At 72.3% G+C, this 25,845-nt stretch carries 11 protein-coding genes and 1 tRNA gene; 6 read left to right on the top strand and 6 right to left on the bottom strand.

What is annotated here, in order from left to right; genetic code table 11:
* The first annotated feature begins 193 nt into the window (after positions 1-193).
* Entirely contained in the window at positions 194-2,167 is a 1,974-nt protein-coding gene (gene aspS, locus WMF45_RS45635) for an aspartate--tRNA ligase (RefSeq protein WP_437713084.1), read from the top strand.
* 202 nt (positions 2,168-2,369) lie between these two features.
* Positions 2,370-3,755: a DUF4388 domain-containing protein gene (locus WMF45_RS45630; RefSeq protein WP_437713083.1), complete on the top strand. Its 1,386-nt coding sequence runs from the start codon at positions 2,370-2,372 to the stop codon at positions 3,753-3,755.
* Between the two features lie 199 nt (positions 3,756-3,954).
* Here WMF45_RS45630 and WMF45_RS45625 read toward each other — a convergent pair.
* From WMF45_RS45625 to mxcH, 6 genes are all read right to left on the bottom strand, one after another.
* Positions 3,955-4,041: transfer RNA gene (locus WMF45_RS45625), tRNA-Ser, on the bottom strand.
* A gap of 323 nt (positions 4,042-4,364) precedes the next feature.
* A complete protein-coding gene (locus WMF45_RS45620; RefSeq protein WP_437713082.1) occupies positions 4,365-4,697 on the bottom strand; it encodes a hypothetical protein in 333 nt (110 codons plus the stop codon).
* Positions 4,698-4,806: 109 nt separating this feature from the next.
* Positions 4,807-5,154: a hypothetical protein gene (locus WMF45_RS45615; protein ID WP_437713081.1), complete on the bottom strand. Its 348-nt coding sequence runs from the start codon at positions 5,152-5,154 to the stop codon at positions 4,807-4,809.
* Positions 5,147-6,760 carry a PepSY-associated TM helix domain-containing protein gene (locus tag WMF45_RS45610; RefSeq protein ID WP_437713080.1) on the bottom strand — a complete coding sequence of 538 codons (1,614 nt, stop codon included), beginning with the start codon at positions 6,758-6,760 and terminating at the stop codon, positions 5,147-5,149. Before WMF45_RS45610 ends, WMF45_RS45615 begins: the two co-directional genes overlap by 8 nt.
* Before the next feature lie 48 nt (positions 6,761-6,808).
* Positions 6,809-8,062 carry a hypothetical protein gene (locus WMF45_RS45605; protein ID WP_437713079.1) on the bottom strand — a complete coding sequence of 418 codons (1,254 nt, stop codon included), beginning with the start codon at positions 8,060-8,062 and terminating at the stop codon, positions 6,809-6,811.
* Positions 8,063-8,115: 53 nt separating this feature from the next.
* Positions 8,116-10,914, bottom strand: coding sequence for a TonB-dependent siderophore myxochelin receptor MxcH (gene mxcH / locus WMF45_RS45600; protein WP_437713078.1), 2,799 nt, complete (start codon positions 10,912-10,914; stop codon positions 8,116-8,118).
* Between the two features lie 454 nt (positions 10,915-11,368).
* Here mxcH and WMF45_RS45595 point away from each other — a divergent pair, with 454 nt between their 5' ends.
* From WMF45_RS45595 to WMF45_RS45580, 4 genes are read left to right on the top strand one after another with little or no spacing between them, the layout of a single operon-like run.
* Positions 11,369-16,714, top strand: coding sequence for an amino acid adenylation domain-containing protein (locus WMF45_RS45595; RefSeq protein WP_437713077.1), 5,346 nt, complete (start codon positions 11,369-11,371; stop codon positions 16,712-16,714).
* Positions 16,711-21,663: a type I polyketide synthase gene (locus WMF45_RS45590; protein ID WP_437713076.1), complete on the top strand. Its 4,953-nt coding sequence runs from the start codon at positions 16,711-16,713 to the stop codon at positions 21,661-21,663. Before WMF45_RS45595 ends, WMF45_RS45590 begins: the two co-directional genes overlap by 4 nt.
* The gene (locus WMF45_RS45585; RefSeq protein WP_437713075.1) at positions 21,660-23,456 is read left to right on the top strand and encodes a cyclic peptide export ABC transporter; all 1,797 of its coding nucleotides are present in this window, start codon (positions 21,660-21,662) and stop codon (positions 23,454-23,456) included. Before WMF45_RS45590 ends, WMF45_RS45585 begins: the two co-directional genes overlap by 4 nt.
* Entirely contained in the window at positions 23,453-25,831 is a 2,379-nt protein-coding gene (locus tag WMF45_RS45580; RefSeq protein ID WP_437713074.1) for a penicillin acylase family protein, read from the top strand. The genes WMF45_RS45585 and WMF45_RS45580 overlap by 4 nt, the downstream gene beginning before the upstream one ends.
* Positions 25,832-25,845: the final 14 nt, after the last annotated feature.

Here is a 25,845-nt window from a genome sequence, read left to right as displayed (position 1 = left end):
AGCGGCCATGCCAGATCGGCCGCGGCCGGGCCAAGTTCCGGCGCACCCCGGCGCCGCGCGCGGTTCGGCGGCGGCGCGGCGCGCGCGGCGCCGATCCGCCGCCGAACCGCGCAGGGCGCGGAGGATACGGAGAGGCGGTGAGCGGCGACCTGGGCTAGAGTCGCCCCTCCCACGGAAAATCGGAGGTCGGCTCGTGTCCCGTTTCATCGATGAGCTCAAGAGGACGCACCGCTGCGGCGATCTGCGCCAGGCAGACATTGGCAAGGAGGTCGTGCTGTTCGGCTGGATCGCGCGGCGCCGCGATCACGGCGGCTGCATCTTCATCGACCTCCGCGACCGCACCGGCGTGACGCAGATCGTCTTCGATCGCAGCTACCTCGAGGCGATCAGGAAGCACGGCCTGAAGGCGGAGGAGAAAGACCTCGTCGACGCGCACGCATCCGCCGAGAAGGCCCGGTCCGAGTGGGTCATCGGCGTCCGGGGCGTCGTGGTCAGCCGAGAAGGCAACGTGAACGACAAGATCGACACGGGGGCCATCGAGGTCTGGGTCGCCGAGGCGACGATCTTCAACAGGGCGGAGACGCCGCCGTTCGAGATCGCGGACGAGATCGAGACGCGCGAGGAGATCCGCCTGCAGCACCGGTACCTCGACCTGCGCCGCGCCCCGCTCCAGCGGGCGCTGCGCATGCGCCACGAGATCAACCGGGCGACGCGCAATTACCTGTCGGACAAGGGCTGCCTCGAGCTCGAGACGCCCTTCCTCGTGAAGTACACGCCGGGCGGGGCGCGCAACTTCCTCGTCCCCTCGAGGATCTCGGCCGGCAAGTTCTACGCGCTCGCCGAGAGCCCGCAGCTCTACAAGCAGCTCTTCATGGTCGCGGGCTTCGACCGCTACTTCCAGATCGTGAAGTGCTTCCGGGACGAGGACCTGCGCATCGATCGGCAGCCGGAGTTCACCCAGATCGACGTCGAGCTGTCGTTCGTGAACCAGGACGACGTCTTCGGGCTGATGGAGGGGCTCGTCTTCGCGGTGTTCAAGGCCGCCCTCGGCAAGGACCTCACCGAGCTCTACCCGACCGGCCGCTTCCCGCGCATGCCGTACGCCGAGTCGATGCGCCGCTTCGGCAACGACAAGCCCGACCTCCGCTTCGGGATCGAGCACACCGACCTCACGGACCTCATCATCGAGCACAACGGCGGCGGGGTGCCGTTCTGGGTCGAGCTCGCCGAGAAGTTCAAGTCCGGCAAGCTGCGGCGCGACCTGCCCGCCGAGATCGTGAAGGGGCTCGTGATCCCGGCGAGCGCCAACCTGTCCCGCCAGCAGACCGAGGATCTCGAGCGCGGGCTCCGCGACGTGAAGGGCTTCCGCGGCCTCGCGCGCGCCAAGCTCGCCGAGGACGGCTCCTGGACGCAGTCGCCGCTCACGAAGTCGATCACGCCGGAGCTCCGGCAGAAGCTGAACGAGGCGCTCGGCGCCAAGCCGGGCGACGTCCTCTGCTTCCAGTTCGGCAAGGAAGCCGTCGTGCACACCGTGATGGCGAAGCTCCGCATCGACGTCGCCAAGAAGATGGGGCTCATCCCGGAGTACGGGCATGGTGACCAGTGGAGGTTCCTCTGGGTGACCAACCCACCTCTGTTCGAGTTCGACGAGGACACGGGGCGCTGGGCCGCCGCGCACCACGCGTTCACGCGACCGATCGACGAGCACGTCCCGCTGCTCGAGAGCGATCCGGCGCGCGTCGAGTGTTACCGCTACGATCTCGTGCTGAACGGGTTCGAGATCGGCGGCGGCTCGATCCGGCTGCACGATCCCGAGGTGCAGGCGCGCGTCTTCAAGACGCTGGGCATCGACGAGAACGACGCGCGCGACAAGTTCGGGTTCCTGCTGGACGCGCTCCGCAGCGGGGCGCCCCCGCACGGCGGCATCGCGCTCGGCATGGACCGGCTCGCGATGCTGCTCAGCGGCGCGCCGACGCTCAGGGATGTCATCCCGTTCCCGAAGACCAACCAGGGCACGGATCAGATGACGGGCGCGCCCGTGCTCGTCGACGCCGCGCAGCTCGCCGAGCTTCACGTGAAGACGGCGGTCGCGGCGGCGGACACCCGGGCGGACACCCGGGCGGACACCCGGCAAGGCGCGACGGGCACCGGCAGCGCCGGCGCCTGATGCCAGGCCGGCGGCGCGCGCGGGATGGGATGATGCACCTCCGGCGGCGGCGGCGGCGCGGCGGGCCTCTCGCCGGTCGCGCGCGCCGCGCGGGAGGGCGGCGCGCTCGCTGTGCTCTGCCTCGCCGCGCGTGGCCGTCGGTGTTGGCCTTTATGTTTGCAGGCCGCGCACTTCTGGTAGGGTAGGGCCTGTATCCTTCGCCATGGCCTCCCCGGCGCGAGTCCTCGTTGTCGATGACAGCCCGACCATCCTGAAGGTCGTCAGCGCCATCCTCGCTCGCAATGGGTTCGACCCGACCGTGGCGCGCGACGGGCTCGCGGGGATCGAGCTGGTCAAGAAGGGGCCGAAATACGACCTCGTCCTCCTCGATTTCGTGATGCCGAGGATGAACGGCTACGCCTTCTGCCGGGAGCTCCGCTCGAACCCGTCGCACCGCAACGTGCCCGTGGTCCTGATGAGCGCCAAGGGCGACAAGCTCAGGGGGCAGTTCGTCCAGCAGACCGGCGCCGTCGACGCGATCACCAAGCCGTTCGACGCGCGCGCGCTGGTCGCGGTGATCGAGGGCGCGCTCTCGAAGGCGGCGGAGGGGCGCGCGCGGCCCGTGCCCGAGGGCGCGAAGATGCCCGACGAGGACACGATCGCCGAGAGCGTGCGGCCGAGCCTCCTCGCCAGGAACATGCGCCAGCGCGCCGGCGCCGAGTTCGCGCAGCAGCTGTCGACGGTGATGACGCCGGCGATCATGAGCCTCTCGCCCGAGGCGCGGACCAACGAGGCCGCGGTGATGCAGGCGGTCGCCCGCGTGATGACGAGCGAGATCGTCTCCAGGCTGACCCTGACGCTCCGCGACCTCGACGATACGCCCGCGGACGCGAAGGAGGTGATGAGCGGCGACGTCTCCGCGATCCCGCTCGCCGAGATCCTCCAGCTGCTCCAGATGCAGCGGCAGACGGGCGTGATGCGGGTGACCACGAACCGCGCGTCGGTCACGATCTCGCTCCGCCAGGGGCTCATCGATCTGGTCCAGGCGCGCAACTCGTCGGACGAGTTCAAGCTGGGGCGCTACTTCATCGAGCGCGGGCTCCTGACGCGGGAGCGGCTCGAGGCGCTGCTCCGCGCGAAGCGGCCGCACGCCCTGCTCGGCCAGGTGCTCGTGGAGGCCGGCGTCGCGACGAACGACGACCTCATCGCCGTGCTGGAACGGCAGTCGAGCGAGCTCATCTACGAGGTGCTGCGCTGGCCCTACGGGCGCTTCTCGTTCACGCGCGAGCCGTTCCGCCCCGAGGTCGAGCAGGCGCACCTCGGCCTCCCGGTGTCCGCGCTGGTCCTCGAGGGGTTCCGGCGCGTCGACGAGTGGCGGCTCATGGAGGGGACGATCAACTTCGACCAGGTGGTGGTCGTCGACCAGGTCGCGCTCGACAGCGTGGGCTCCGGCAAGCTGACGCGCATCGAGCAGCTCGTGCTCGGCGCGGTCAACGGCTCGCGCACGGTGAACGAGGTGATCAAGGAGAGCGCGGTTGGCTCGTTCGACGCGATCAAGACGATCTACCAGTTCCTCCAGTCGCGGGTGCTGAGGACCAGGGCGGCCTGAGCGGCGCGGCCGCGAGGGCCACGCGGCCCCGCGTGAGGCCGCGACGACGCGATGATCCCCCGCGCGCAGCTCGCCGCAGCGGCGCGCCCGAGCGCGGCCCGCGTCGCCCGCGGGTCGTCTGTTTGTGTACGCGCGTTCGCGTTGTGTTCGCGGTGCTCAGGCCGCCGCACGACGGGCGTAGCGCTGAGCGTTCTCGCGGCGGAGAGGGCGGGATTCGAACCCGCGGATCAGTTTCCCGATCGCACGCTTAGCAAGCGTGTGCCTTCAGCCACTCGGCCACCTCTCCTGGTACCCAGGATGGTCCACCCGCCCCGTGCTCAGCGCAGGAGCAGCGCGGACCTCGATACATGAAGATAGAAAGAACGCTGGCTCGTCCGACGCGCGGCGCGGCGGCGAGGGAGCGGCAACATACCAAAGAGGTTGTCGCCGTGCACAAAAGATCGTGCAGGGGGATGCCGGTAGCGACGGATTCCGAGGGGGCGGGACGGACGGCCCGGGAAGCGGGCCGCCAGGCTCGTCCTCTGGCGCTCGGATCGGCCGATCACCGTCGAACGGACGAGGGGCGCTGGAAGCGCCGAGCCAGCGCCGGTCGTCAGGGGTGCGCGCCCGTCATTGCGGCACCCCATAGGCCAGGGCGAGCAACACGGCGCCGAGCGCCGCGCAGACCCCCCACGCGCGGGCCGCGCTGCGGGCCAGGAAGGCGAAGCACATCGCCGCGAGCCAGAGGGGAACCACGAGCGAAAAGCCGAGCGCGGACCGCGTCTCCTCGGCGAGCGGCGCGAATCGCGCGAGACACACGCTCGCCAGGACGGCGAGCGGGAGAGTCCCGATCAGCGCCGCGAGCACGCGCAGCGCGGCGTCGAGGCGGGCGAGGCGGCTAGCACTACTGCGGAAAGTTGCCCCGGATCGGCAGAAAAACCGCCATGGCGCCAAGGTCGCCAAGGGCGAAGAAGGAGTGCCGTCCCGGCATTTTTCCCTCTCATGTCCCTGGTTTCTTGGCGCCCTTGGCGCCATGGCGGTTCGCTTCCCCCTCCGACTTCCCGCAGTAGTGCTAGCCATGGCGCGCTCCGAGGAGCGAGAGCGCGGCGATGGCCGGCGGACACAGGAGGGCGAGGCCCCAGACGGCGCGCGGCCAGACCGGCGCGAGCAGGACGAACGCGCTCGCGGCGCAGAGGAGCGCCGCGAAGGGGACGAGGAGCGCCGCCACGCCGGCCTCGGCTCGGCTCCACAGCCACACCGAGAGCGAGAAGAAGGCGGCGGCCAGGACCCGGGCCGAGGCGCGCCATTCGCGCCTCGCGCGCAGCCGCGCCGCGACGCCGAACGGCAGGCGCTCGGGCCGCGCCCCGTGGAGCAACGCGAAGGCGAGATAGGCCGAGAGGACCGATGCGGTCTCAACCATGGGACGCCGTCTGCCGCCTGGCCACGAGCCCTGCCCCGCCGTGAGCCAGCGAAGGCTGCGGCGCGTGGCGCGTCACCAGGAGCCGCGCCTCGGGTCGCGACGTCGCCCGGCGAAGCGCCCACGCAGACGCGCAGAGCGCCGCGGCCGCCAGCAGGAGCGCGACATCGACGGCGACGACGGCTCCGAGCTTCGGCCCCGCGCCGAAGAGCCCCGCCCCCGACCAGCGCGCCGCGAGCGCGGGGACCGGCAGCAGCAAGAGCCCCGCGAGCCCGAGCTGCCGCGACCAGAGGCGCCCGCCGTCACGCGCGGCGAGCGCCCAGGCGATGCAGAGCACGAGCACCCCCAGGAACGTCACTTCCTCGGCCGCCGCGCGCGCGCCCCAGTCGAGCGGGAACGCCCGGCTCACAAGGAACAGCGCCGCGATCGCGACGACGGTCCCCGCGCCGAAGCCCACGGTGAGCCGCGCGAGGAGGCGGTTGCCGAGGCGCTCTTGCCGCGCCTCCCGCCGAGCGAGCCAGATCCAGTTGCCGGTGAGGATCGTCGCGCACGTCGCCAGGGCGAGCACGAAGAACAGGATGCGAAGCGCAATGCCGCCGAAATCGGCGTAATGGAGGCCGTAGATCCAGCGAAACACGTCGCTGCGCGCGCCGTCGGCGCCCGGCGCGTCGAGCGAGAGGACCGCTCCGTCGATCGCGCGCAGCCGCATCCGCACGCTGCCACGGGTGAACGGGACGCCCTCGAGCGAGCCGCGGATATCGACGGTCCCGCTGTCGAGGCCGAGGTGCGAGATACGCAATCTCTCGGGCACGAGCCGGGGCTCCGCGGCGCGCGCGCGGGCCATGAGCTCGTCCAGCGTCAGGCCGCGAGCGGGCGTCCCCCGCGCCGGCTCGTCCGCGAAGGACGCCCCCCAGGCCGAGAGGTCCGCCCGGGCGGCGTCGCCGCCGAACACGGGGCCAGCGAACACCCCGACGAGCACCCCCAGGAACACGATGAACGCGCCGGAGTACGCGTACAGGAGCTGAAACGGAAGGCCTATCACGCCAAGCACCTTGTGCATATCCGACCACAGGACACGGCGCGTCTTGTCCGGCCGGAACTGATGAAACTGCCGGACGATGTCCTTCAGGTGGATGAGCACGCCGGTCGCCAGCGCGAGCAGGAGCGCGACGCACAGGAGACCGGCCACATAAAACAGCCACACTCCGGTCGCTCGGTGCCAGAGGTAGTGCAGGTCGTAGAGGAAGTCGGACAGCCGCTCTCGCTCGGGCACGAGCCCCTCGTGGACCCACGACGTGACCGCCTCGCCCTGCGCGTAGTAGAGCAGCCGCGCGGCGCCCAGCCCGCCTTCCGGCACGTCGAACCAGAGCTCCTCCGGCGTCGTCCCCGCGGCGGCGAGCCCCTCATCGAGCGTGGCCTGGAGCCCTGCCTGCTCGACGGAGGAGCGCTGCTGGGTCAAAGGCTCCTCCCACACCGCGAGCTGCCTGCGGAAGAGCGTGATCCCCCCCGACAGGAACATCACATAGAGCAAGAGCCCGCCTATCACGCCTGCCCATGCGTGCACGCTCCAGAAGGTCGTGAAGGCATGGCGGGAGAGCTTCTTGGCCATCGCGAGTCACCCTGTTCCCTCGCGCGGAGCGCCGCGCGCCGCGCGAATCTATCTCACCTTCGCCACGCCGTGCAGGTACCCCGGCGTCGTCAGGCCGAGCTTCGGGCCCCCCTCGGCCGTGAGCTCGATCAGCGTGCTCGCGGTGGAGTCGTCCTTCTCATCGATCGTGAAGACCCGGCCGTCGACCTCGAAGAAGGAGACGTTCGCGGGCGAGGGGGCCAGCTCCCCGACCGGCGCCGCCTCGTTCGCCGCGGTGTCCCACCGCCACCAGTGCCACGCCGGCTGGCTCGTGATCTCAAAGGTCTTGGTCTCCTCGCCGATGGTGGCGAGGCCCTGCTCGAACACCCGGAGAAAGAGGCTGTCGCCGCCCGCGGGGATGGGATCGCCCGCGATCGCGCCGTCCGTCAGCTCGCTCAGGCGCAAGGCGAAGTCCGGGTCGAAGGCGTCCGCGTCCTTCAGGATACGCAGCGCGCAGGGCGCGGTCTCCAGCCGATCGACGTGATAAGCCGCCGCCGCGAGGGCCGAGCTCACGAAGTAGGCGTCGCCCGAGGCCGTCTCGACGGGCTGCGTGATACCGCCGCACCGGTCGTCGACGTCGAACCGCACGACGGTGTCCGTCTCGGTGTCGATCGCCACGAGCCCGGTCTCCGGGAGGACGGCGTCGCTCGTCGCCCAGTCGAACCATCCCACCGAGAAGAGGAGCGTCTTGCCGCGCTGGATCGACCCATATCCGTACAGCGCCAGGTAGCCCTCGCGGGCGGTGTCCGGCAACGGGATCGTCCCCTGCACTTCCATCGTCGTGGGATTCCAGATGATGATCTGCTCGCCGGCGCGATCCGGGTGATACGCCTTCGTCGGAGAGATGAGGTAGTTCGTGGGCCAGAGGCTCTCCACGCCGAACGGCTGGAGGCTGATCGCGTCGCCCTTGACGAGGGCGTCGCGCGCGTCGAGCGTGTAACGCGAGATCGTCGGCGATTGGCCGTCACCGATGCCGAACCAGCCCTCGTCCTCGAACGCGAACAGCCTGGCCGACTCCGGGACCTCCAGCGCCTGCGAAGGGTCGACCGTCGTGCCTGCATCGAGCGACGGCACCACATGAAAGTAAGAGTTGGTCGCCATGTCGTCCCAGACGCGCGTGGCGACCACGAAGGCCTCCTCGCCGACCTGCCCGGCGGGGGCCGGCTGCTCCTCGCCGGCGTCGGCGCAGCCGCCGCTGCCGAGCGCGCCGGCCAGCAGCAGGAGCACGCCGGTCGTCGCGCCCGCGCCTCTCGATGGCCGCTGCTGTCGCTGAATCGCACGCATCCGTCTTTCCTCCTGTCGCGCGAGCCAGAGAGCTCGCCTGGTGGGTCTCGTCGTCACATCTCCAGCGTCGCCTTGGAGAAGAGCGTCCGCCCGGGCCGCTGGACACCGTAAAAATCGAAGGCCGGCTCGTCGGTGAGGTTGTGGGCCTCGACGGTGAAGCTCACCGTTCGCGGCCCGTTGCGCGCGACGTAGGTGAGCGCGAGCGAGTGCACCAGCTGCGAGGGGACCTTGGCCTTGGTGTCGGGATGGCCCCAGTTCTCGAAGCCCCGGTAAAACTCGTGCACGTAGCGCGTGTCCCAGGTGAGCGAGAGCACGTCGCGCGGCGCGACGACCTCCGGGAGCTGAAATCGCGCCGAGCCGTTGGCGAAGAGCCACGGCCGGTTCGGCATCCGCTGGCCCTCGGAGCCAGCGAAGTTCCCGTCGCCGGACGTCTTGCGAAAATCATCGTAGGTGACGTTGGCGTCGAGGGCCACGTGCTCTCCCGGCGACGTCCAGCCGGCGGCGGTCTCGATGCCCAGCGACCGGGCCCCCGTGACCTTGACGTACCTCGCCGCCAGCGCGCGGCTGTCCAGCACGATGAGCTGGTCGATCGCGCGGAGAAAGCCGTTCAGATCGAGCCGCCACGCGCCTGACGCGGTGTCGCGCGCGTCGACCGTGACACCGAGGTTTCCATTGTGGCTCGTCTCGGGCGGGAGCGTGAGGTTGGGGAGGATCATCGTCCCGTCGCCGAACACCTCGATGGGCCGCGGGAGCCGCGTCGCCCACTCGTACGACGCCTTGGCGTAGAGCCGCTCGGAGAGGCGATATCGGAGGCCGTCGCCGACACCGAGGCGGTGCGTGGCGCGCTCCCGGCGGACGAAGGGGCTGTCGAGCCCCAGCAGCCGCTCCTTCACGCGGAGGAGCTGCACGTAGTCTTTCACGAAGAGGCTGTTCTCCAGGCGATCGTCGAACAGGTTGAGCTGGTGCTCGACGCCCTGCACCCAGGTGAACAGGCTCCGCTCGCCGCTGAGCGCCGCGCGGGCGTCGAGGTTGTCCAGCCTGCGCTCTTCCCCCGTGCGCGTGATGTAGGTCGGAGACACGGAGAGCTGCAGCGCGTGCTCCGGGTGGGGCCGGTAGCGGAGGTTCAGACGGCCAAAGCCGCTGTGCTCCCAGAACACCTGATCGTTGGGGTCCGACCTACCTGACGCCGAGAGCTCCTCGCCTGGCTTGGTGCGCTTTCGGACGCAGCGGCCGAACCAGTCGTAGATGCACTCGCTGACGTCGAGGAAGGCGGCGCGGCCGTAGGTGTACCCGAGGAGCGCGTCGAGGGCGACGCCGCGGCCGAGCCCTTGTTCGTACTGGAGCGTCGCGCCCGGCGAGGTCTCGCCGCTCGTGACCTCTCCATAGGGAACCTTCATGACGTTGAGCTTGTGCTGATGCTCCTTGTCGTGGTCGGTAAGGAAGGCCCGCAGGAGCAGCCGCCGCGCCCAGGGCCGGTTCACGAAGCCGAGCTCGACGCTCCCGCCCGCCGCTCGATAGGCGTCGTGGAAGCGATAGACGCGGTGGACGAGCTGCTCGCGCCCGGTGGTCTCGTTCGGCACGAGGACGTCATCCACCGGGTAGTCGTTGCGCGCGTAATCGAAGAAGCCGCTCACGCGGGTGAAGAAGCCGCTCGGCTCGTGCAGGTGCCGCCCCGCGAGCGTGAGCCGGTGGGTGTCGTAGGAGCCGACCTCGTAGGACACCGCGCCGTGGGTGCCGCGGACATCGCGATCGGTGACCAGGTTGACGGCGCCGCCCAGCGCGTCGGCGCCGAAGCGCACCGGGACCACGCCGCGGTAGATCTCGACGCGCTCGGCCAGGTTCACGGGCACGTTCGAGACGCCGAACGGGTACCCCGCGAGATCGAGCGGCACGCCGTCGAGGAAGAAGCGGATCTGATCGTCCGTCAGGCCGTTCAGCGAGAACCGCGCCCACGACCCGAGCCCCCCGCTCCGCCGCACGCCGACGCCCTGGGTGCGGGCGAGGACCTCGCCCATGTCGGCCGTCCTCCGCTGCGCCTCCTCGGTCTCGATGACCGTGATCGCCTGCGCGGATTGCCGGAGGCGCTCGGACATCGCGGCGCCGCGCACGGTCACCTCGGCGGGAGCAGCGTTGTTGGCCGGGTCAGACCCCTTGGCCGGCAGACGAGCTGCGTTGTTGGCCGGGTCAGACCCCTTGGCCGGCGGACGAGCTGCGTTGTTGGCCGGGTCAGACCCCTTGGCCGGCGGGGGCGTGGTCGCCGCCTTGCCCGTGGCCGCGCTTCCACCCGTCGCCGGGGAGGTGGACTCGGCCGGGGGCGCCTCGGGGAGCCCGAACTCGTAGCTGTAGAGAATACGTGCAGCGATCGGCGTGCCGTCCCGGCGCGCCGGCGTGAAGCGGGACCGGAGCACCGCGGCGCGGGCGGCCTCGTCGAAGCCGCCACCGATTGGACCCGTGACCTCGGCCTCGGTCACGCGCCCCGCCGCGTCGATCAGGAGCTTCAGCACGACCGTGCCCTCCCGTCGTGCCGCTCGGGCCTCCGGTGGGTACTCGGCCTCGGCGAGCTCGAGGAGCTGCGGCGGCTCGATGCGGGCGCCCCCTGCGCCGGGCGGGGAGCGATCGAGGCCGGGCGAGCCTGCGACAGGCGCGCCCACGGTCGGCTCTCGGTCCCCCGCGGCGCGCTCGGGCATACCGCCGTCCTGAGCGTGCGCCGGCGCCGGCAGGCCAAGCAGCAGGAAGGTCACCACGCCTGCAAGCGGGCCTCGAAGCGCGAGAGCACCTCGCGCCTCCGCGTCCACCTTGAACCCGGCCCGCGGCTCGGGACGCGGCGGCTGGGGAACCGAGCTGACAAACATGTCCGGAACTTCCGGTAGCCAAGATGAAAACAGAATTCAATTTCATTCGTCGATGGGTCGCATCGTCCAGAACCCAAGATTCCAGCTGTGATGGATTGTCCGCGCGCCCCTGAACCATGGCCTGGTCCCTCCGAGAGCGGACCGGGAGCAGCACCTCGCTGACCGGACCGCTCCCCCATCCCGCCGCCCCGCTCGCCCTCGTCGCGCATCCTCGCGGACCAGTGTCGGTTTTTGCCTTGACAGCACTTGGATCTGTATTCCATAGAACCGCCGACCAGAAGTTGATCATCATTTTCAATTTCAACATTGCATCGACGGGCGTGTGACGCGCTCGCCGGAGGAGCTTTCCGGCGATTCGCTTTCACAACGCTTTGCGTCATCAGGCTCGGAGCCCAGTACCTGGTGAGCGGGACCTCTTTTTGTCGGGCTTTCTTCGTCCGGAGCTGAGGTGGTGATGGAGTCGAACCGATCCCCTGGGCGTGCGATCAGCGAGCGCGGCGGCGGCACGAACGAGCCTGCGACGCTGGTCGAGCTGCTCCGGCGTCGCGCGGAGCAGCGCCCGTCAGGGCACGCAACCACCTTCCTGCTCGACGGGGAGGCGGACGCCCGCGCGATGACGTACGGCGAGCTCGATCGGCGGGCGCGCGCGCTCGCGGCGGAGCTCCAGGCCGGCGCGCAGGCGGGTGACCGCGCGCTGCTCCTGGTGCCGCCGGGGCTCGACTTCATCGCCGCCTTCTTCGGCTGCCTCTACGCGGGGCTCGTCGCGGTGCCCGTCCCTCTGCCGCAGCGCAAGAGCGGGCTGATGCGCGTGCTGGCCATCGTGCGCGACTGCCGGCCGAGCGTCGTGCTCACCACCGAGGCGTTCCTCGGCGCGGTGACGATGCTCCGCGACGATCCGAGCTTCGCCGAGCTGAGCCACCTGCGCTGCATGGCCGTCGACACGATCCGGGACGGCCAGGAAGACGCATGGCGAGCGCCGCGCGTGACCGCCGAGACCGTGGCGTTCCTCCAGTACACCTCGGGCTCGACCGGGACGCCCAAGGGCGTGGTGCTCACGCACGGCAACCTGCTGCGCAACGAGCTCATGATCCAGCGCGCGTTCGCGCACACCGAGGAGAGCGTGATCGTCGGGTGGCTGCCGCCGCACCACGACATGGGGCTCATCGGCAACATCCTCCAGCCGCTCTACGTGGGCGTGCCGTGCATCCAGCTCGCGCCAGAGCACTTTTTGATGAGGCCGCGGCGATGGCTGGAGGCGATATCGCGCTACCGGGCCACGACGAGCGGCGGGCCGAACTTCGCCTACGAGCTGTGCCTCCGGAAGATCCCGCCGGAGCAGCGGGAAGGGCTCGATCTCGGCTCATGGAAGGTGGCGTTCAACGGCGCCGAGCCGATCCGGGCGGCGACGCTCGATCGCTTCGCCGAGGCGTTCGCGCCCGCGGGGTTCCGGCGCGACGCGTTCTATCCCTGCTACGGGCTGGCCGAGGCGACGCTGCTCGTGACCGGCGGAGCGGCCGACGCGCCGCCCGTCGTGCGCGCCGTCGAGCGCGCGGGTCTGGCCCAGGGAGACGCGGTGTTCGAGCCGCGCAGGCCAGAGGACGGCGTCTCCCTCGTGGGCTGCGGGGGATCACCCGCAGGCGACGAGGTGAGGATCGTCGATCCAGAGACGATGAGGCCCTGCAAGGACGAGCGCGTCGGGGAGATCTGGGTCGCCGGAGCGAGCGTGGCCCAGGGCTACTGGGAGCGGCCGGAGGAGACGGCGCTGACGTTCGAGGCCCGGCTCTCCACGGGAGAAGGGCCGTTCCTGCGGACCGGCGATCTCGGGTTCTCCTCGCGCGGCGAGCTGTATGTGACGGGGCGGCTCAAGGACCTGATCATCGTCCGCGGGCGCAACCTCTACCCGCAGGACATCGAGCTCACCGCGGAGGAGAGCCACCCGGGCCTCCGCGCCGGCGGCGGCGCGGCGTTCTCGGTGGACGTCGACGGCGAGGAGCGGATCGTCATCGTCCAGGAGCTCGGGCGGCGCGCGCCCGCGTCGGAGCCGGCGGAGCTCGGGGCGGCGATCGAGCGCGCCGTGGCCGACCGGCACGAGGTCGCGGTCCACGCGGTCGTGCTCATCAAGCCAGGGAGCCTGCCGCGGACCACGAGCGGCAAGGTGCAGCGGAGGGCATGCCGCGCCCGGTTCCTGGACGGGTCGCTGGACGCCGTGTGGCAGTCGGCGGTCGGGGCGCGCGTCGAGGCCGAGAGCGCGGAGCCGCCGCAGACGGCGCTGGAGAGCACACTCGCAGGCATCTGGGCCGAGGTGCTGGGGCGCGCGCGGGTCGGCCGCAGCGAGGAGTTCCTGAGCCTCGGCGGCGATTCGCTGCGGGCCATGCAGGTGAGCGGCCGGGTGAGCGAGGCGCTCGGCATCGACGTGGGGCCGGCGCAGCTCTTCGAGTCGACGACGGTCGCGGCGCTCGCGGCCTGGATCGAGGCGAGGCAGGCCGGCGCACCCGCGGGCGGCGCGGCGGGCGGGGTCGCGCCGCTGACACCGGTGGCGCGGCCGGAGCGGCTGCCGCTGTCCCTCGTGCAGGAGCGCCTCTGGTTCCTGGAGCAGCTGGTCGCGGGGGCGCCGGTCTATCACATCGCGGCGGCCGTGCGGCTCGCCGGGGCCCTCGACGCGGGGGCGCTCGAGAAGGCGGTGACAGAGCTCGCGGCCCGCCACGAGGCCCTTCGCACCAGCTTTCCCTCCGTCGAAGGGAGGCCCGTCCAGAGGATCACGCCGCCCGCGCCGGTCGCGCTGCCGCTGGAGGACATGAGCGCTCTTGCAGAGGAAGCGCGGGAGTCCGCCCTGCAAGCGCGCCTGCGCGAGGAGGCGCGGCGCGCGTTCGACCTCGCCGAGGCGCCGCCCGTGCGCTGGACGCTCCTCCGCACGAGCGAGCGAGAGCACGTGCTCTCGATCACTTGCCATCACCTCATCGCGGACGGCTGGTCGATGAACGTGCTCCTGCGGGAGCTCTCGCTGCTCTACGGCGCCTTCGCCGCGGGGCGGCCCCCGGCGCTCGCGCCGCTCGCGCTGCAGCAGGCGGATCACGCGCTGTGGCAGCGCCGGAACGAACAGGCGGCGGCGCGCGAACGGGAGCTCTCGTACTGGCGCGACCGGCTGAAGGGGCCCGTGCCTCCCCTCGAGCTCCCGACGGATCGGCCGCGGCCCGCGGTCCAGACCTATGCAGGCGCGCGCGAGGAGCTCGCGCTGCCGCCGGAGCTCGTGGCGCGGCTGAGCGCGCTCGGGCGGCGGACCGGCGCCACGCTGTTCACGATCGTGGCGGCGGGGCTCTTCTCGCTGCTGCACAGGTACACGGGCCAGAGCGATGTGTGCATCGGGACGCCGGTGACAGCGCGGCCGCGGGCGGCGCTGGAGGGCGTCGTCGGGTGCCTGCTCAACACGCTGGCGCTGCGCGTCGACCTCTCGGGGAATCCCGGCGTCACCGAGCTCCTCGCCCGCGTCCGCGCGGCGATCCTCGAGGGGCAGGCGCACCAGGAGGTGCCGTTCGAGCGCGTCCTCGAGGCGCTCTCCCTCGAGCGGAACCTCAGCCACACGCCCCTGTTCAACGTGATGATCACGATGGATCCCGCGCCCGAGCAGGCGCCGGAGATCCCAGGCCTCTCGATCGGCGCGCAGCGGGTCGATACGGGCACGGCCCAGTTCGATCTGGCGCTCAACCTGGTCCCCGACGGCCAGGGGGCGCGCGGCGCCTGGGAATACAACACCGATCTCTTCGACGGCGCGACGGTCGCGCGGATGACACGGCACCTCCTCGCCCTCCTCGAGGGCTTCGTCGCCGCTCCGGAGATCCGGCTGGCCGATCTGCCGATGATGGATGCGGCCGAACGAAGGCAGGTCCTCGTCGGCTGGAACGCGACCGAGCGCGCAACCCCGGACGAGCGGCGCGTCCACGAGCTCTTCGAGGCGCAGGCGGAGCGGGCGCCGGACGCCGTGGCGGTGATCTTCGATGAGGAGCGGCTGAGCTATCGAGAGCTCAACGGGCGCGCCAACCAGGTGGCGCACGCGCTCAGGAAGCGCGGCGTGGGGCCGGACGTGCTCGTGGCCATCGCGGCAGAGCGCTCCGTCGAGCTCGTCGTCGGGCTGCTCGGCATCCTGAAGGCCGGCGGCGCCTACGTGCCCATCGACCCGGAGTATCCCGCGGATCGTATCGCCTACATGCTCGAGGACGCGGGAGCGCCGGTCCTGCTGAGCCAGCGGCCCGTGGCGTCGCGCCTGCCGGCGCACGGCGCCCAGGTGCTGTGCCTGGACGTGGATCGGGCCGAGATCGACAGGGAGCCGAGTGGCAACCTCGCGACCCCGCTGTCGCCGGACAACCTCGCTTACACCATCTACACCTCGGGCTCGACAGGCAGGCCCAAGGGCGCCGGCAACAGCCACCGGGGCCTGCTCAACCGGCTAGAGTGGATGCAGGAGCGTTACGGCCTCACCCCGGATGACCGGGTGTTGCAGAAGACGCCCTTCAGCTTCGATGTCTCGGTCTGGGAGTTCTTCTGGCCCTTGATCACCGGCGCCGGCCTCGTCGTCGCGAAGCCCGGCGATCACCGCGACGGCGAGCGGCTCGTCGAGCTGATCACGCGCAGCGGCGTCACCACGTTGCACTTCGTCCCGCCCATGCTTCAGGCCTTCCTGGAGACGCCGGGCGCGGCCTCGTGCCGGTCGCTGCGCAGGATCATCTGCAGCGGCGAGGCGCTGCCGGCGGAGCTCGCGCGGCGGTGCTTCGAGCGGATCGAGCAGGCAGAGCTGCACAACCTCTATGGTCCGACCGAGGCCTCCATCGATGTGACTCACTGGGCCTGCCAGCGAGGGGACACCTCCGCCTCGGTGCCCATCGGATACCCCATCGCCAACACGCAGATCTACCTGCTCGACCGCCACGGCCAGCCCGTGCCCGCCGGCGTCGCCGGCGAGCTCCACATCGGCGGCGTCGGCCTCGCCCGCGGCTATCACCGGCGGCCCGACCTGACCGCGGAGCGCTTCGTGCCCGATCCGTTCGGCGCCGCTCCGGGAGGGCGCCTGTACAGGACTGGCGATCTGGCGCGCCATCGCCCCGACGGAGCCATCGAGTTCCTCGGCCGCCTCGACCACCAGGTCAAGATCCGCGGCCTGCGCGTCGAGCTCGGCGAGATCGAGGCGCGCCTGCTCCAGCACCCCGGCGTCGGCGAGGCCGTCGTCCTCGCCCGCGACGAGGCCCACGGCGGAAAGCGCCTCGTCGCCTACGTCGCCGGCCGCGACGGCGCGGCGCTGGAGCCTGGAGCGCTGCGCGCCTGGCTCGTCGAGGCGCTGCCGGGCTACATGGTGCCAGCGCCCATCGTCGTGCTCGAGCGGCTGCCGCTGTCGCCCAACGGCAAGGTCGACCGCCGCGCCCTGCCCGCGCCCGAGCAGCTCGACGCGCCCGCCAGGGCCGTGACGCCGCCGCGAACCGACCTCGAGCGCACCATCGCGACGCTCTGGCGAGAGGTGCTGTCGGTCCCGCAGGTCGGCATTCACGACAACTTCTTCGATCTGGGCGGACACTCGCTCTCGCTGGCCAAGGTCCACAGCCGGCTGCGCGACACGGTGGACCGCGATCTGCGGCTGCTTGTCCTGTTCCAGCACCCCACCATCGCCTCGCTCGCGGCGGCGCTGAGCCGGGATCCAAGCGCCGAGACGGCGCCGCAGGGCGGAGCGCCGGAGGGCGAGCGGGCGAGGGCCGCGCAGCAGCGGCGCGGAGAGATCTTCGCGCGGCGGCGCGGCGGACTGGAGACCAAGAAATGACCACGCCGGCAAACGGCGAGCCGCGCCCGGGCCTGGACATCGCGATCATCGGCATGGCCGGGCGCTTCCCTGGCGCGCCGGACGTGGCGGCGTTCTGGCGAAACCTCTGCGCGGGCGTCGAGTCCGTCGCGATCCTCACCGAGGAGGAGCTCCTCGGCGCGGGCGTGGACCCGGCGCTGATCGCGCGGCCCGAGTACGTGCGGGCGCGCGCGGTGCTCGCCGACATCGAGATGTTCGACGCGGAGCTCTTCGGGTTCACGCCGCGCGAGGCCGCGGCGCTGGATCCGCAGCACCGGCTCTTCCTGGAGTGCGCGTGGGAGGCGTTCGAGAGCGCCGGGATCGACCCCGAGCGCGCGGGCGGCCCGGTCGGCGTGTACGCCGGATCGAGCCTGAGCGGGTACCTGGCCCACCTCTTCCCCGAGGGGCCGCGCCTGCAATCGGCGGCGGACGTCGCGGCGCTCCTCGCGCTCGACAAGGACTTCCTCACGACCCGCGTGTCGTACAAGCTGAACCTGGAAGGGCCGAGCATCGCCGTGCAGACGGCGTGCTCCACGTCGCTCGTCGCCGTGCACCTGGCCTGCCAGGGGCTGCTCACCGGCGAGTGCGATCTGGCGCTTGCAGGCGGCGCCTCCGTGAGCGTCCCGCAGAAGAGCGGGTACCTCTACCAGGAAGGCGCGATCGCGTCGCCCGACGGGCACTGCCGCGCGTTCGACGCAGGCGCCCGCGGCACCGTCGGCGGCAGCGGCGTCGGCGTGGTCCTCCTGAAGCGGCTCGACGACGCCATCGCGGATCGGGACGCGATCATCGCGGTCATCAAGGGCTCGGCCATCAACAACGACGGCCGGGCCAAGGTCGGGTACACCGCGCCGCGCGTCGACGGCCAGGCGCGCGCGATCCGCGCGGCGCACGCGGCCGCGGGCGTGGACGCGGACTCCATCACGTACGTGGAGGCGCACGGCACCGGGACGCCGCTCGGCGATCCGATCGAGATCGCCGCGCTCACCCAGGTCTTCCGCGCGACGACCGACCGGAAGGGCTTCTGCGCGATCGGCTCGGTGAAGACCAACGTCGGGCACCTGGACGCGGCCGCAGGGGTCACCGGGCTGATCAAGGCGGCGCTCGCCGTGGCCCACGGGCACATCCCGCCGAGCCTGCACTTCCGCGCGCCGAACCCGGCGCTCGACCTCGAGAACAGCCCCTTCCGCGTGGCCGGTGAGCTCACGGCGTGGTCGACCCCCGGCGCGCCGCGCCGCGCGGGCGTGAGCTCCTTCGGCATCGGCGGCACGAACGCGCACGTCGTCCTCGAAGAGGCGCCGCCCCCGCCGGAGGCGGACCCGCCCAGGCCGTGCGAGCTGCTCGTGCTGTCGGCACGGTCGAGCGCGTCGCTCGAGCGCCTGACCGACGCGCTCGCGGAGCACCTGGAGACCCGCGGCGATCTCGAGCTCGGCGACGTGGCGTTCACGCAGCAGCTCGGGCGCCGGGCGTTCGGGTACCGCCGCGCGGTGGTGTGCCGCTCGCGGGAGGAGGCGGCGCGCGCGCTGCGCGATCGCAGCGACGCGGTGCGGACCGGCGGAACGGTGACGGGACCGCGGCCGGTCGCGTTCCTGTTCCCGGGGCAGGGCACCCAGCGGCCCAACATGGGACGCGATCTCCACGAGACCGAGCCCGTGTTCCGGGCCGAGGTCGACGCCTGCGCTGCGCTGCTGCAGCGGCACCTGGGCACGGACCTGCGGGCGCTGCTGTTCCCGGCGCCCGCGGACGTCGAGGACGCGGCGAGGCGGCTCGACCGGACGTCGATGACGCAGCCGGCGCTGTTCGTCGTGGAGTACGCGCTCGCCAAGCTGTGGATGGCGTGGGGCGTGACGCCCGACGCGATGCTCGGGCACAGCGTGGGCGAGTACGTGGCCGCCTGCCTCGCGGGGTGCCTGTCGCTCGAGGACGCCGTGGCGCTGGTGGCAGCGCGGGGGCGGCTGATGGAGGCGACGCCGGACGGGGCGATGCTCGCGGTGTCCGCGGCCGAGGGGGAGGTCGCGGGCTGGCTCGGCGACGAGGTCGCGCTGGCCGCCGTCAACGGGCCGCGGCAGTGCGTGCTGTCCGGAAGGGCGGCGGCGATCCAGCGGGTCGAGCAGGAGCTCGCGGGCCGGGGGATCGAGGCGCGCCGGCTGCGCACGGGGCGCGCCTTCCACTCGCACCTGATGGACGGGGCCCTCGCGGCGTTTCGTGAGGCGGTGGGGAAGGTCACGCTGCGGACGCCGCGCATCCCGTGGATCTCGAACGTCACCGGGGACTGGATCACCGCGGCCGAGGCGCAGGACCCCGCGTACTGGGTCCGGCACCTCCGAAGCACGGTCCGCTTCGCCGAGGGCGTGCGGGCCCTGCGGGAGCAGTCGGAGCGGATCTTTGTGGAGGTCGGGCCGGGGCAGACGCTCACGGCGCTGAGCCGGCAGCTCGCGGGGGAGTCGCTGGCGCTCGCGTCGATGCCCATGGGGCGCGAGCCTGGAAACCAGGGCGCGGCGGGGGCGGCGGCGCTGCTCGACGCGGTCGGGCAGGTCTGGGCGGCCGGCGTGGCGGTGGACTGGGCAGGCCTGCAGGCGGGGCGACAGCGGCGGCGCGTCGCGCTGCCGGCGACCCCGTTCGAGCGAAAGCGGTACTGGCTGGAGCGGCCCGACGCGAGGGGGGTCGGTTCAACCTCAACCTCGGTCGGTCCGACCTCAACCTCGGTCGGGACCTCAACCTCGGTCGGTTCGACCTCAACCTCGGTCGGTTCGACCTCAACCTCGGTCGGTTCGACCTCAACCTCGGTCGGTTCGACCTCAACCTCGGTCGGTCCGACCTCAACCTCGGTCGGTTCGACCTCAACCTCGGTCGGTCCGACCTCAACCTCGGTCGGTTCGACCTCAACCTCGGTCGGTTCGACCTCAACCTCGGTCGGTCCGACCTCAACCTCGGTCGGGACCTCAACCTCGGTGCGGGCACCATCCGATCTGGATGGAATTTTCTACGTCCCATCGTGGAAGCGCTCCCCCCTGGAACCGCTCGCACCCGCGGCGGACGCCGACGAGGCGCGCTGGCTCGTCTTCACGGACGAGGAGGCGATCGGCCACCGGCTCGTGGAGCGGCTCGAGCGCGCCGGCCGGCGGGTCACCCGTGTCCGGAGCGGCGAGCGCTTCGAGCGCGCCGCGGAGCGCTCCTTCACGCTCCGCCTGGACCAGCCCGAGGACTACGCCGCGCTCATCCGCGACCTCGGCGCCAGCGCGGGGCCGCCCACGCGCGTCGTGCACGCCTTCAGCCTCGGCGATCCGCGCGACCCCCACGACGCCCCACGAGAGACGCAGCTCAACCCGGACGCGTTCCGCGAAGCGCAGCGCCGCGGCTGCGCCAGCCTGCTCTGGCTGGCACGCGCGCTGGGCCAGCAGCCCGGCGGCGCCCACCTCGTCGCGCTCGCCAGCGGCCTGCACGACCTGACCGGCCGGGAATCCCTGCGCCCCGAGCACGCCCCGCTCCTCGGCGCCTGCAGGAGCGTCCCGCTGGAGTACCCGCACGTGCGCTGCCGCGTGCTCGACCTCGAGGCCCCCGTCCCGGACGCCTCCGAGGCCGATCGCGTCGTCGAGCGGATCCTCGCGGAGGCGCGCTCCGACGCCGCCGACACCGTCGTCGCCTACCGCGGCCACCACCGCTGGGCACCCGCCGTCGAGCCGGTCGCGCTGAGGCCAGCCCAGACGGCGCCCCCCTTGCTGCGAGAGCGCGGCGTCTACCTCATCACCGGCGGCCTGGGAGGCATCGGCCTCCGGCTCGCGGACCACCTCGCCCGCACGGCGCGCGCGCGGCTCATCCTCACGGGTCGCTCGGCCCCGACCGACGAGCAACACGCGCGGCTCCTCGCGCTAAAGCAGGCCGGCGCCGAGGTGGTCGCGCTGCGCGCCGACGCCGCCGACGCCTCGCAGATGCGCGCCGCCGCGCGCGAGGCGATCGACCGGTTCGGCGCCCTGCACGGCGTGATCCACGCGGCCGGGGTCGCCGCCGGCGGGCTCATCGACCGGCTCACCGCGGACACGCTGGACGCGGAGCTCAGCCCCAAGGCGCTCGGCGCGCTCGCGATCGACGAGATCGCCCGCGACCTGAAGCCGGATTTCGTCCTGCTCTGCTCCTCGATCACCGCGCTGAGCGGCGGCCTCGCCCACGCAGGCTACGCGGCCGCCAACGCGTTCCTCGACGCGTACGCGCAGGCCTGCGCGCGCAGGGCCGGGCCGTACACGGTCTCCGTCAACCTCGATCGGTGGCGCAACGTCGGCATGGCGGCCCGCGCCGAGGCGCGCCTCCTCGCCCTCGGGATCGACGACGTGATCCGCGACGGGATGAGCCCGGAAGAAGGCCTGCAGGTCTTCCACCGCGTCCTGAGCCAGGCGGCGCTGCCACAGGTGATCGTCTCGTTACGCCCGCTCCACGGCCTGCCCAGCGACGACGAGGGCGCCGCCCTGGCGCGGCGGCTCGGCGCCGGCGGCGCCGCCGCGGCAGGCCGCAGCCACGAGCCGCCCCGGCGCGCCGAGGCAGCGGCCGCCAGCGCAGCCGAGGGCCTGTCGCCCGAGGCGATCACAGCGCAGGTGACCGCGATCTGGGCGCGGGCGTTCGGCATCGATCCCATCGATCCCAGGAAGGACTTCTTCGCCCTCGGCGGCGAGTCGCTCCTCGCCCTGCAGATCCTCAACCGCGTCCGCGAGGCGTTCCAGGTGGAGGTGCCGCTCCGCGAGTTCTTCGAGCGGCCGACCGTGGCCGCGCTCGCGGAGCGCATCCACGAGGCGCGCGGCCAGGCGCCCGCGGGCCCGAGCCCCGAGCCGGCCCTGGTCGCGCTGCCGCGGACCGCGCGGCGGCTCCCCGGCGCCGGAGGCCCGAAGACGCCTGCGCGCCCGGACGGCGAGCCGGACGGCTCGAAGGCGAAGGAACGAAAATGAGCGTGCTCGGCTTCCTCGTGCGCCGGTCGCGCCGGTCCCTCCTGCTCGCCATCGCCGCCGGCGTGATCAGCGGCCTCACGGCCGCCGGCGTCATCGCGCTCGTCCATGAGGCGCTCTCCGAGGAGGGCCGCCCCGCGGCGCAGATCGCGTGGGCCTTCGCGGGGCTCGCCGTCGTCGGCGTGCTGAGCAGGGCCGTCTCCCAGGTGCTCCTGACGCGGCTTGGACAGGCGTTGATCGCCGAGCTCCGCGTGCAGCTCAGCCAGCGCATCCTCGAAGCGCCGCTGCGCCACATCGAGCAGCTCGGCGCCCACCGGTTGCTCGCGACGCTCAACGACGATCCGGCCGTCATCTCCGAGGCCTACATCCACTTGCCCCTCCTGTGCGTGAACCTGGCCACCGTCCTCGGTTGCCTGGCCTATATCGGGCGGATCGCGTGGTCGGCCCTGGCGATCGTGCTGGGCGCGATGGCGCTCGGCGCCCTGCTCTTCCGGGCGCACCAGCGGCGCGCGATGCGCGCGTTCACGCGCGCCCGCGAGACGAGCGACGCCCTGTTCAAGCACTTCCGCGGGCTCACGGGCGGGATCAAGGAGCTCAAGATGCACAGCGGGCGCGGGCGGGCGTTCGTGTCCGATGTCCTCGGCGGCAGCGTCGCGACGTACCGGCGGGCGTTCGTGGCGGGCACGACCGAGTACGCCATCGCGATGGGCTGGGGGACGCTGCTCTTCTACGCCGTCCTCGGGATCGCGCTGTTCGCCCTCCCCGTCTGGGCGGGCCTGACGACGCCGGCGCGGTCCGGCGTGGTGCTGGCGATGCTGTTCCTGATGACGCCGTTCGCGCAGCTCGTCGAGCTGATGCCGTCCGTCGGGCGAGCCAGCATCGCGCTCGACAAGGCAAACCAGCTCGGCCTCTCGCTGGCGCCCGAGGCCGAGGCGCCGCAGCGCGGAGCCGGCGCGGAGGGCGCGCGCGCGACGTGGGAGCGCATCGAGCTGGCCGGCGTCACGCACCGCTATTACCGCGAGAAGGAAGAGGGCAGCTTCCAGCTCGGGCCCATCGATCTGACGTTCCGGCCCGGCGAGATCGTGTACCTCGTCGGCGGCAACGGCAGCGGCAAGACGACGCTGTCCCTCCTGCTGCTCGGGCTCTACGCGCCGGAGTCGGGCGAGATCCGGCTCGACGGCGCGGCCGTCGACGACGCGAGCCGCGAGCGGTACCGGCAGCTCTTCTCGGTCGTCTTCGCGGACTTCCACCTCTTCGAGCACCTGCTCGGCCTGCACGGCCCCGACCTCGACGAGCGCGCCCGGCGCTACCTCGAGCGGCTGCAGCTCGATCACCGGGTGCGCGTCGAGCAGGGCACCCTCCACGTGACCGGTCTGTCGCAGGGGCAGCGCAAGCGCCTCGCCCTCATCACCGCCTACCTCGAGGACCGGCCGTTCTACGTGTTCGACGAGTGGGCGTCCGATCAGGACCCGCAGTTCCGGAGGTTCTTCTACACGGAGCTGCTCCCCGAGCTCCGGGCGAGAGGCAAGACCGCCCTCGTCATCACGCACGACGACCAGTACTTCGCGCTCGCGGATCGCTGCCTGCGGCTCGACTTCGGCCGCCTGTCGCAGCTGCCCGCCACCGCCGCCGAGCCGCGATCTGCGCCGGAAGAGAACGGCGCGAGCGCCCGTGTCGATGAGGGCAGTCGGGCTCGATCGGCGGAGGTCCATCGCCTCGCCGTCGAGCGGCAGGCCGCGCTGGAGCCCGGCGCCCACGGCCACGAGGCCCTCAGAGCAACGGAGCAAGAGGTATGAAGCAGGACATCCGGTCACTCCTCCTCTCGGCGCTCGTCGCGCTGACGGCCGCCGGCTGCGCAGAGGGAGCCCAGGGCGGGACCCGAGCCCCGGCGCCGCGCGCCGGCAACGCGACGACGTTGCCCGGCCTGGAGGGCCCCGTGACGGTCACGTCCGATCGGCTGGGGATCCCGACGATCAGCGCCGCCTCGCGGCAGGACGCCCTCCGCGCCCTCGGCCTGATCACGGCGCGTGACAGGATGTTCCAGCTGGACCTGCTCCGCCGCAGCAACGGAGGACGGCTCGCGGAGATCCTCGGGCGCGGCCTGCTGGAGGCCGATACCCGGCAGCGCGAGCTCGGCGTCCCGCAGGCCGCGACAGCGATCCTCGCGCGCCTTCCGGAGAGCCAGCGCGCCGCGCTCGACGCGTACGCCGAGGGCGTCAACGCGTACCTCCGGAGCGCGGAGGCGCTGCCGATCGAGTTCCAGAAGCTGGGCTATCGGCCCGAGCCGTGGCGCCCCGAGGACAGCATCCTCGTCGTGCTGGGGATGTTCAACGCCCTCAGCGAGAGCGAGGACAGCGAGCGGACACAAACGGTCCTGACACAGAGCCTCCCCAGAGGGGTGATGTCCTTCCTGCTCGAGAGCGTCGATCCGTACACGAGGGCGCTGCTCGGCGCGCAGGACACCGCGCCTCCGCCGCTGCCGGCCGAGGAGCTGCGAGCGCTTGTGGCGCAGAGCCGGAAGGCGCGCCCGCCGAGCCGGCGCGTGCTCGGCGAGGACGCCGGCGAGGCGCCTGTCGGCTCGAACGGCTGGGCGGTGGCCGGCCAGAGGACGCGGGACGGCCGCGCCATCCTCGCCAACGACATGCACCTCGAGCTCGGCGTCCCCAACATCTGGTACCGCGCCGAGCTGCGTTACGGCGAGCGCGAGGTCGCGGGCGTCGTGCTGCCCGGCGTGCCCGTGGTCATCGTGGGGACGAACCGCCATGTCGCCTGGGGGCTGACCAGCCTCCTCGGCGACGTGATGGACCTCGTCCGGCTCGAGACCCTGCCCGAGCGCCCGGGCGAGTACCGGACGCCCTCCGGGTGGAAGCGGTTCGAGGTCGCGCAGGAGACGATCAAGGTCCGCGGCGAGCCCGACGCGAGCGTCACCGTCCGCAGGACGATCTGGGGGCCTGTCGCGGCGCGGCCGCTCCTCGGAGCGCCGGTCGCGATCCGCTGGACGGCGCTCGATCCCGAGGGCGTCGACCTCGGGATCCTCGAGATGGATCGGGTCCGGAGCGTCGACGAGGCCGTCGCCGTGATGAGCGCCGCCGGCGGGCCCGGGTGCAACGTCCTCCTGGCCGATCGAGGCGGCCGCGTGGCGTGGACGGTGACAGGGCGCATGCCCCGGCGCCGCGGGTTCGACGGTTCGGTCAGCGTCTCCTGGGCGGACGGGCGCGCCGGCTGGGACGGCTACCTGGCCCCCGCCGCGCTGCCGCGCATCGTCGATCCGCCGTCGGGGTTCGTCGTCAACGCCAACCACCGCATGCCGCTCGCCCAGGGCGCGCCGGTGCTCGCTCACGACCACGCGAACGGCTACCGCGCCTACCGCATCACCGAGCGCCTGCGCGAGGCGCGCCCCGCCACCGAGGCGGACCTGTTCCAGCTGCAGCTCGATACGCGGGCCGAGTTCTTCGGCTTCTACCGCGACCTCGCGCTGCGCGTGCTCACCGAAGAGGCCGTGTCGAGGCGGCCGGCGCTCGCCGAGGCGCGGCGCGCGGCGGCCGCGTGGGACGGCCGGGCGGACGTGTCCGGCGTCGGGCTGCCGCTCCTTGTGCAGCTCCGGCGCGTCCTGACCGACGACGTGTTCGCCGCGTGGTTCGGCGCGAAGCGCGACGGGGAGCCGGACCTCACGCTCGCGCTGCCCGACATCGACACGCCCCTCCAGCGCGCCCTCGAGGCGCGTTCAGCGGATCTGGTGCCGGCGCCGGCGGGCGGCTGGGACGTGTTCGTCCTCGCGGCGCTGGAGAAGGCCATGGCCGCGGTGAAGCAGGAGAGCGGCGGGCGGCCCCTCGACCAGCTCGAGTGGGGCGCGGTGAGCCGGGTGCGGATCGCACACCCGCTCGGCGCGAGCCCGGAGCTCGCCGCGCTCCTCAACATGCCCGACGAGCCGCTCCCGGGGTGCAGCGTCTGCGTGCGCCTCTCGAGCCACACGGTCGCCGCGAGCGAGCGGCTCGTCGTCTCGCCGGGCCACGAGCAGGACGGCATCCTGCACATGCCAGCAGGCCAGTCAGGAGACCCGCTGTCGCCCCACTACCGCGATCAGCAGCGCGCCTGGGTCGACGGGCGCCCGCTGCCGCTCTTGGCGGGGCCGGCCGAACACACGATCACGCTCGTTCCCGAGCGCCGCTGACGTCATCACCGCAT

The organism is Sorangium sp. So ce448, from assembly GCF_051520915.1.
In the GTDB taxonomy this organism is placed as follows: Bacteria; Myxococcota_A; Polyangia; order Polyangiales; family Polyangiaceae; genus Sorangium; species Sorangium cellulosum_B.
Note: the sequence above shows the minus strand (reverse complement) of the source record. Positions and strands in the feature narration are given on the sequence as shown.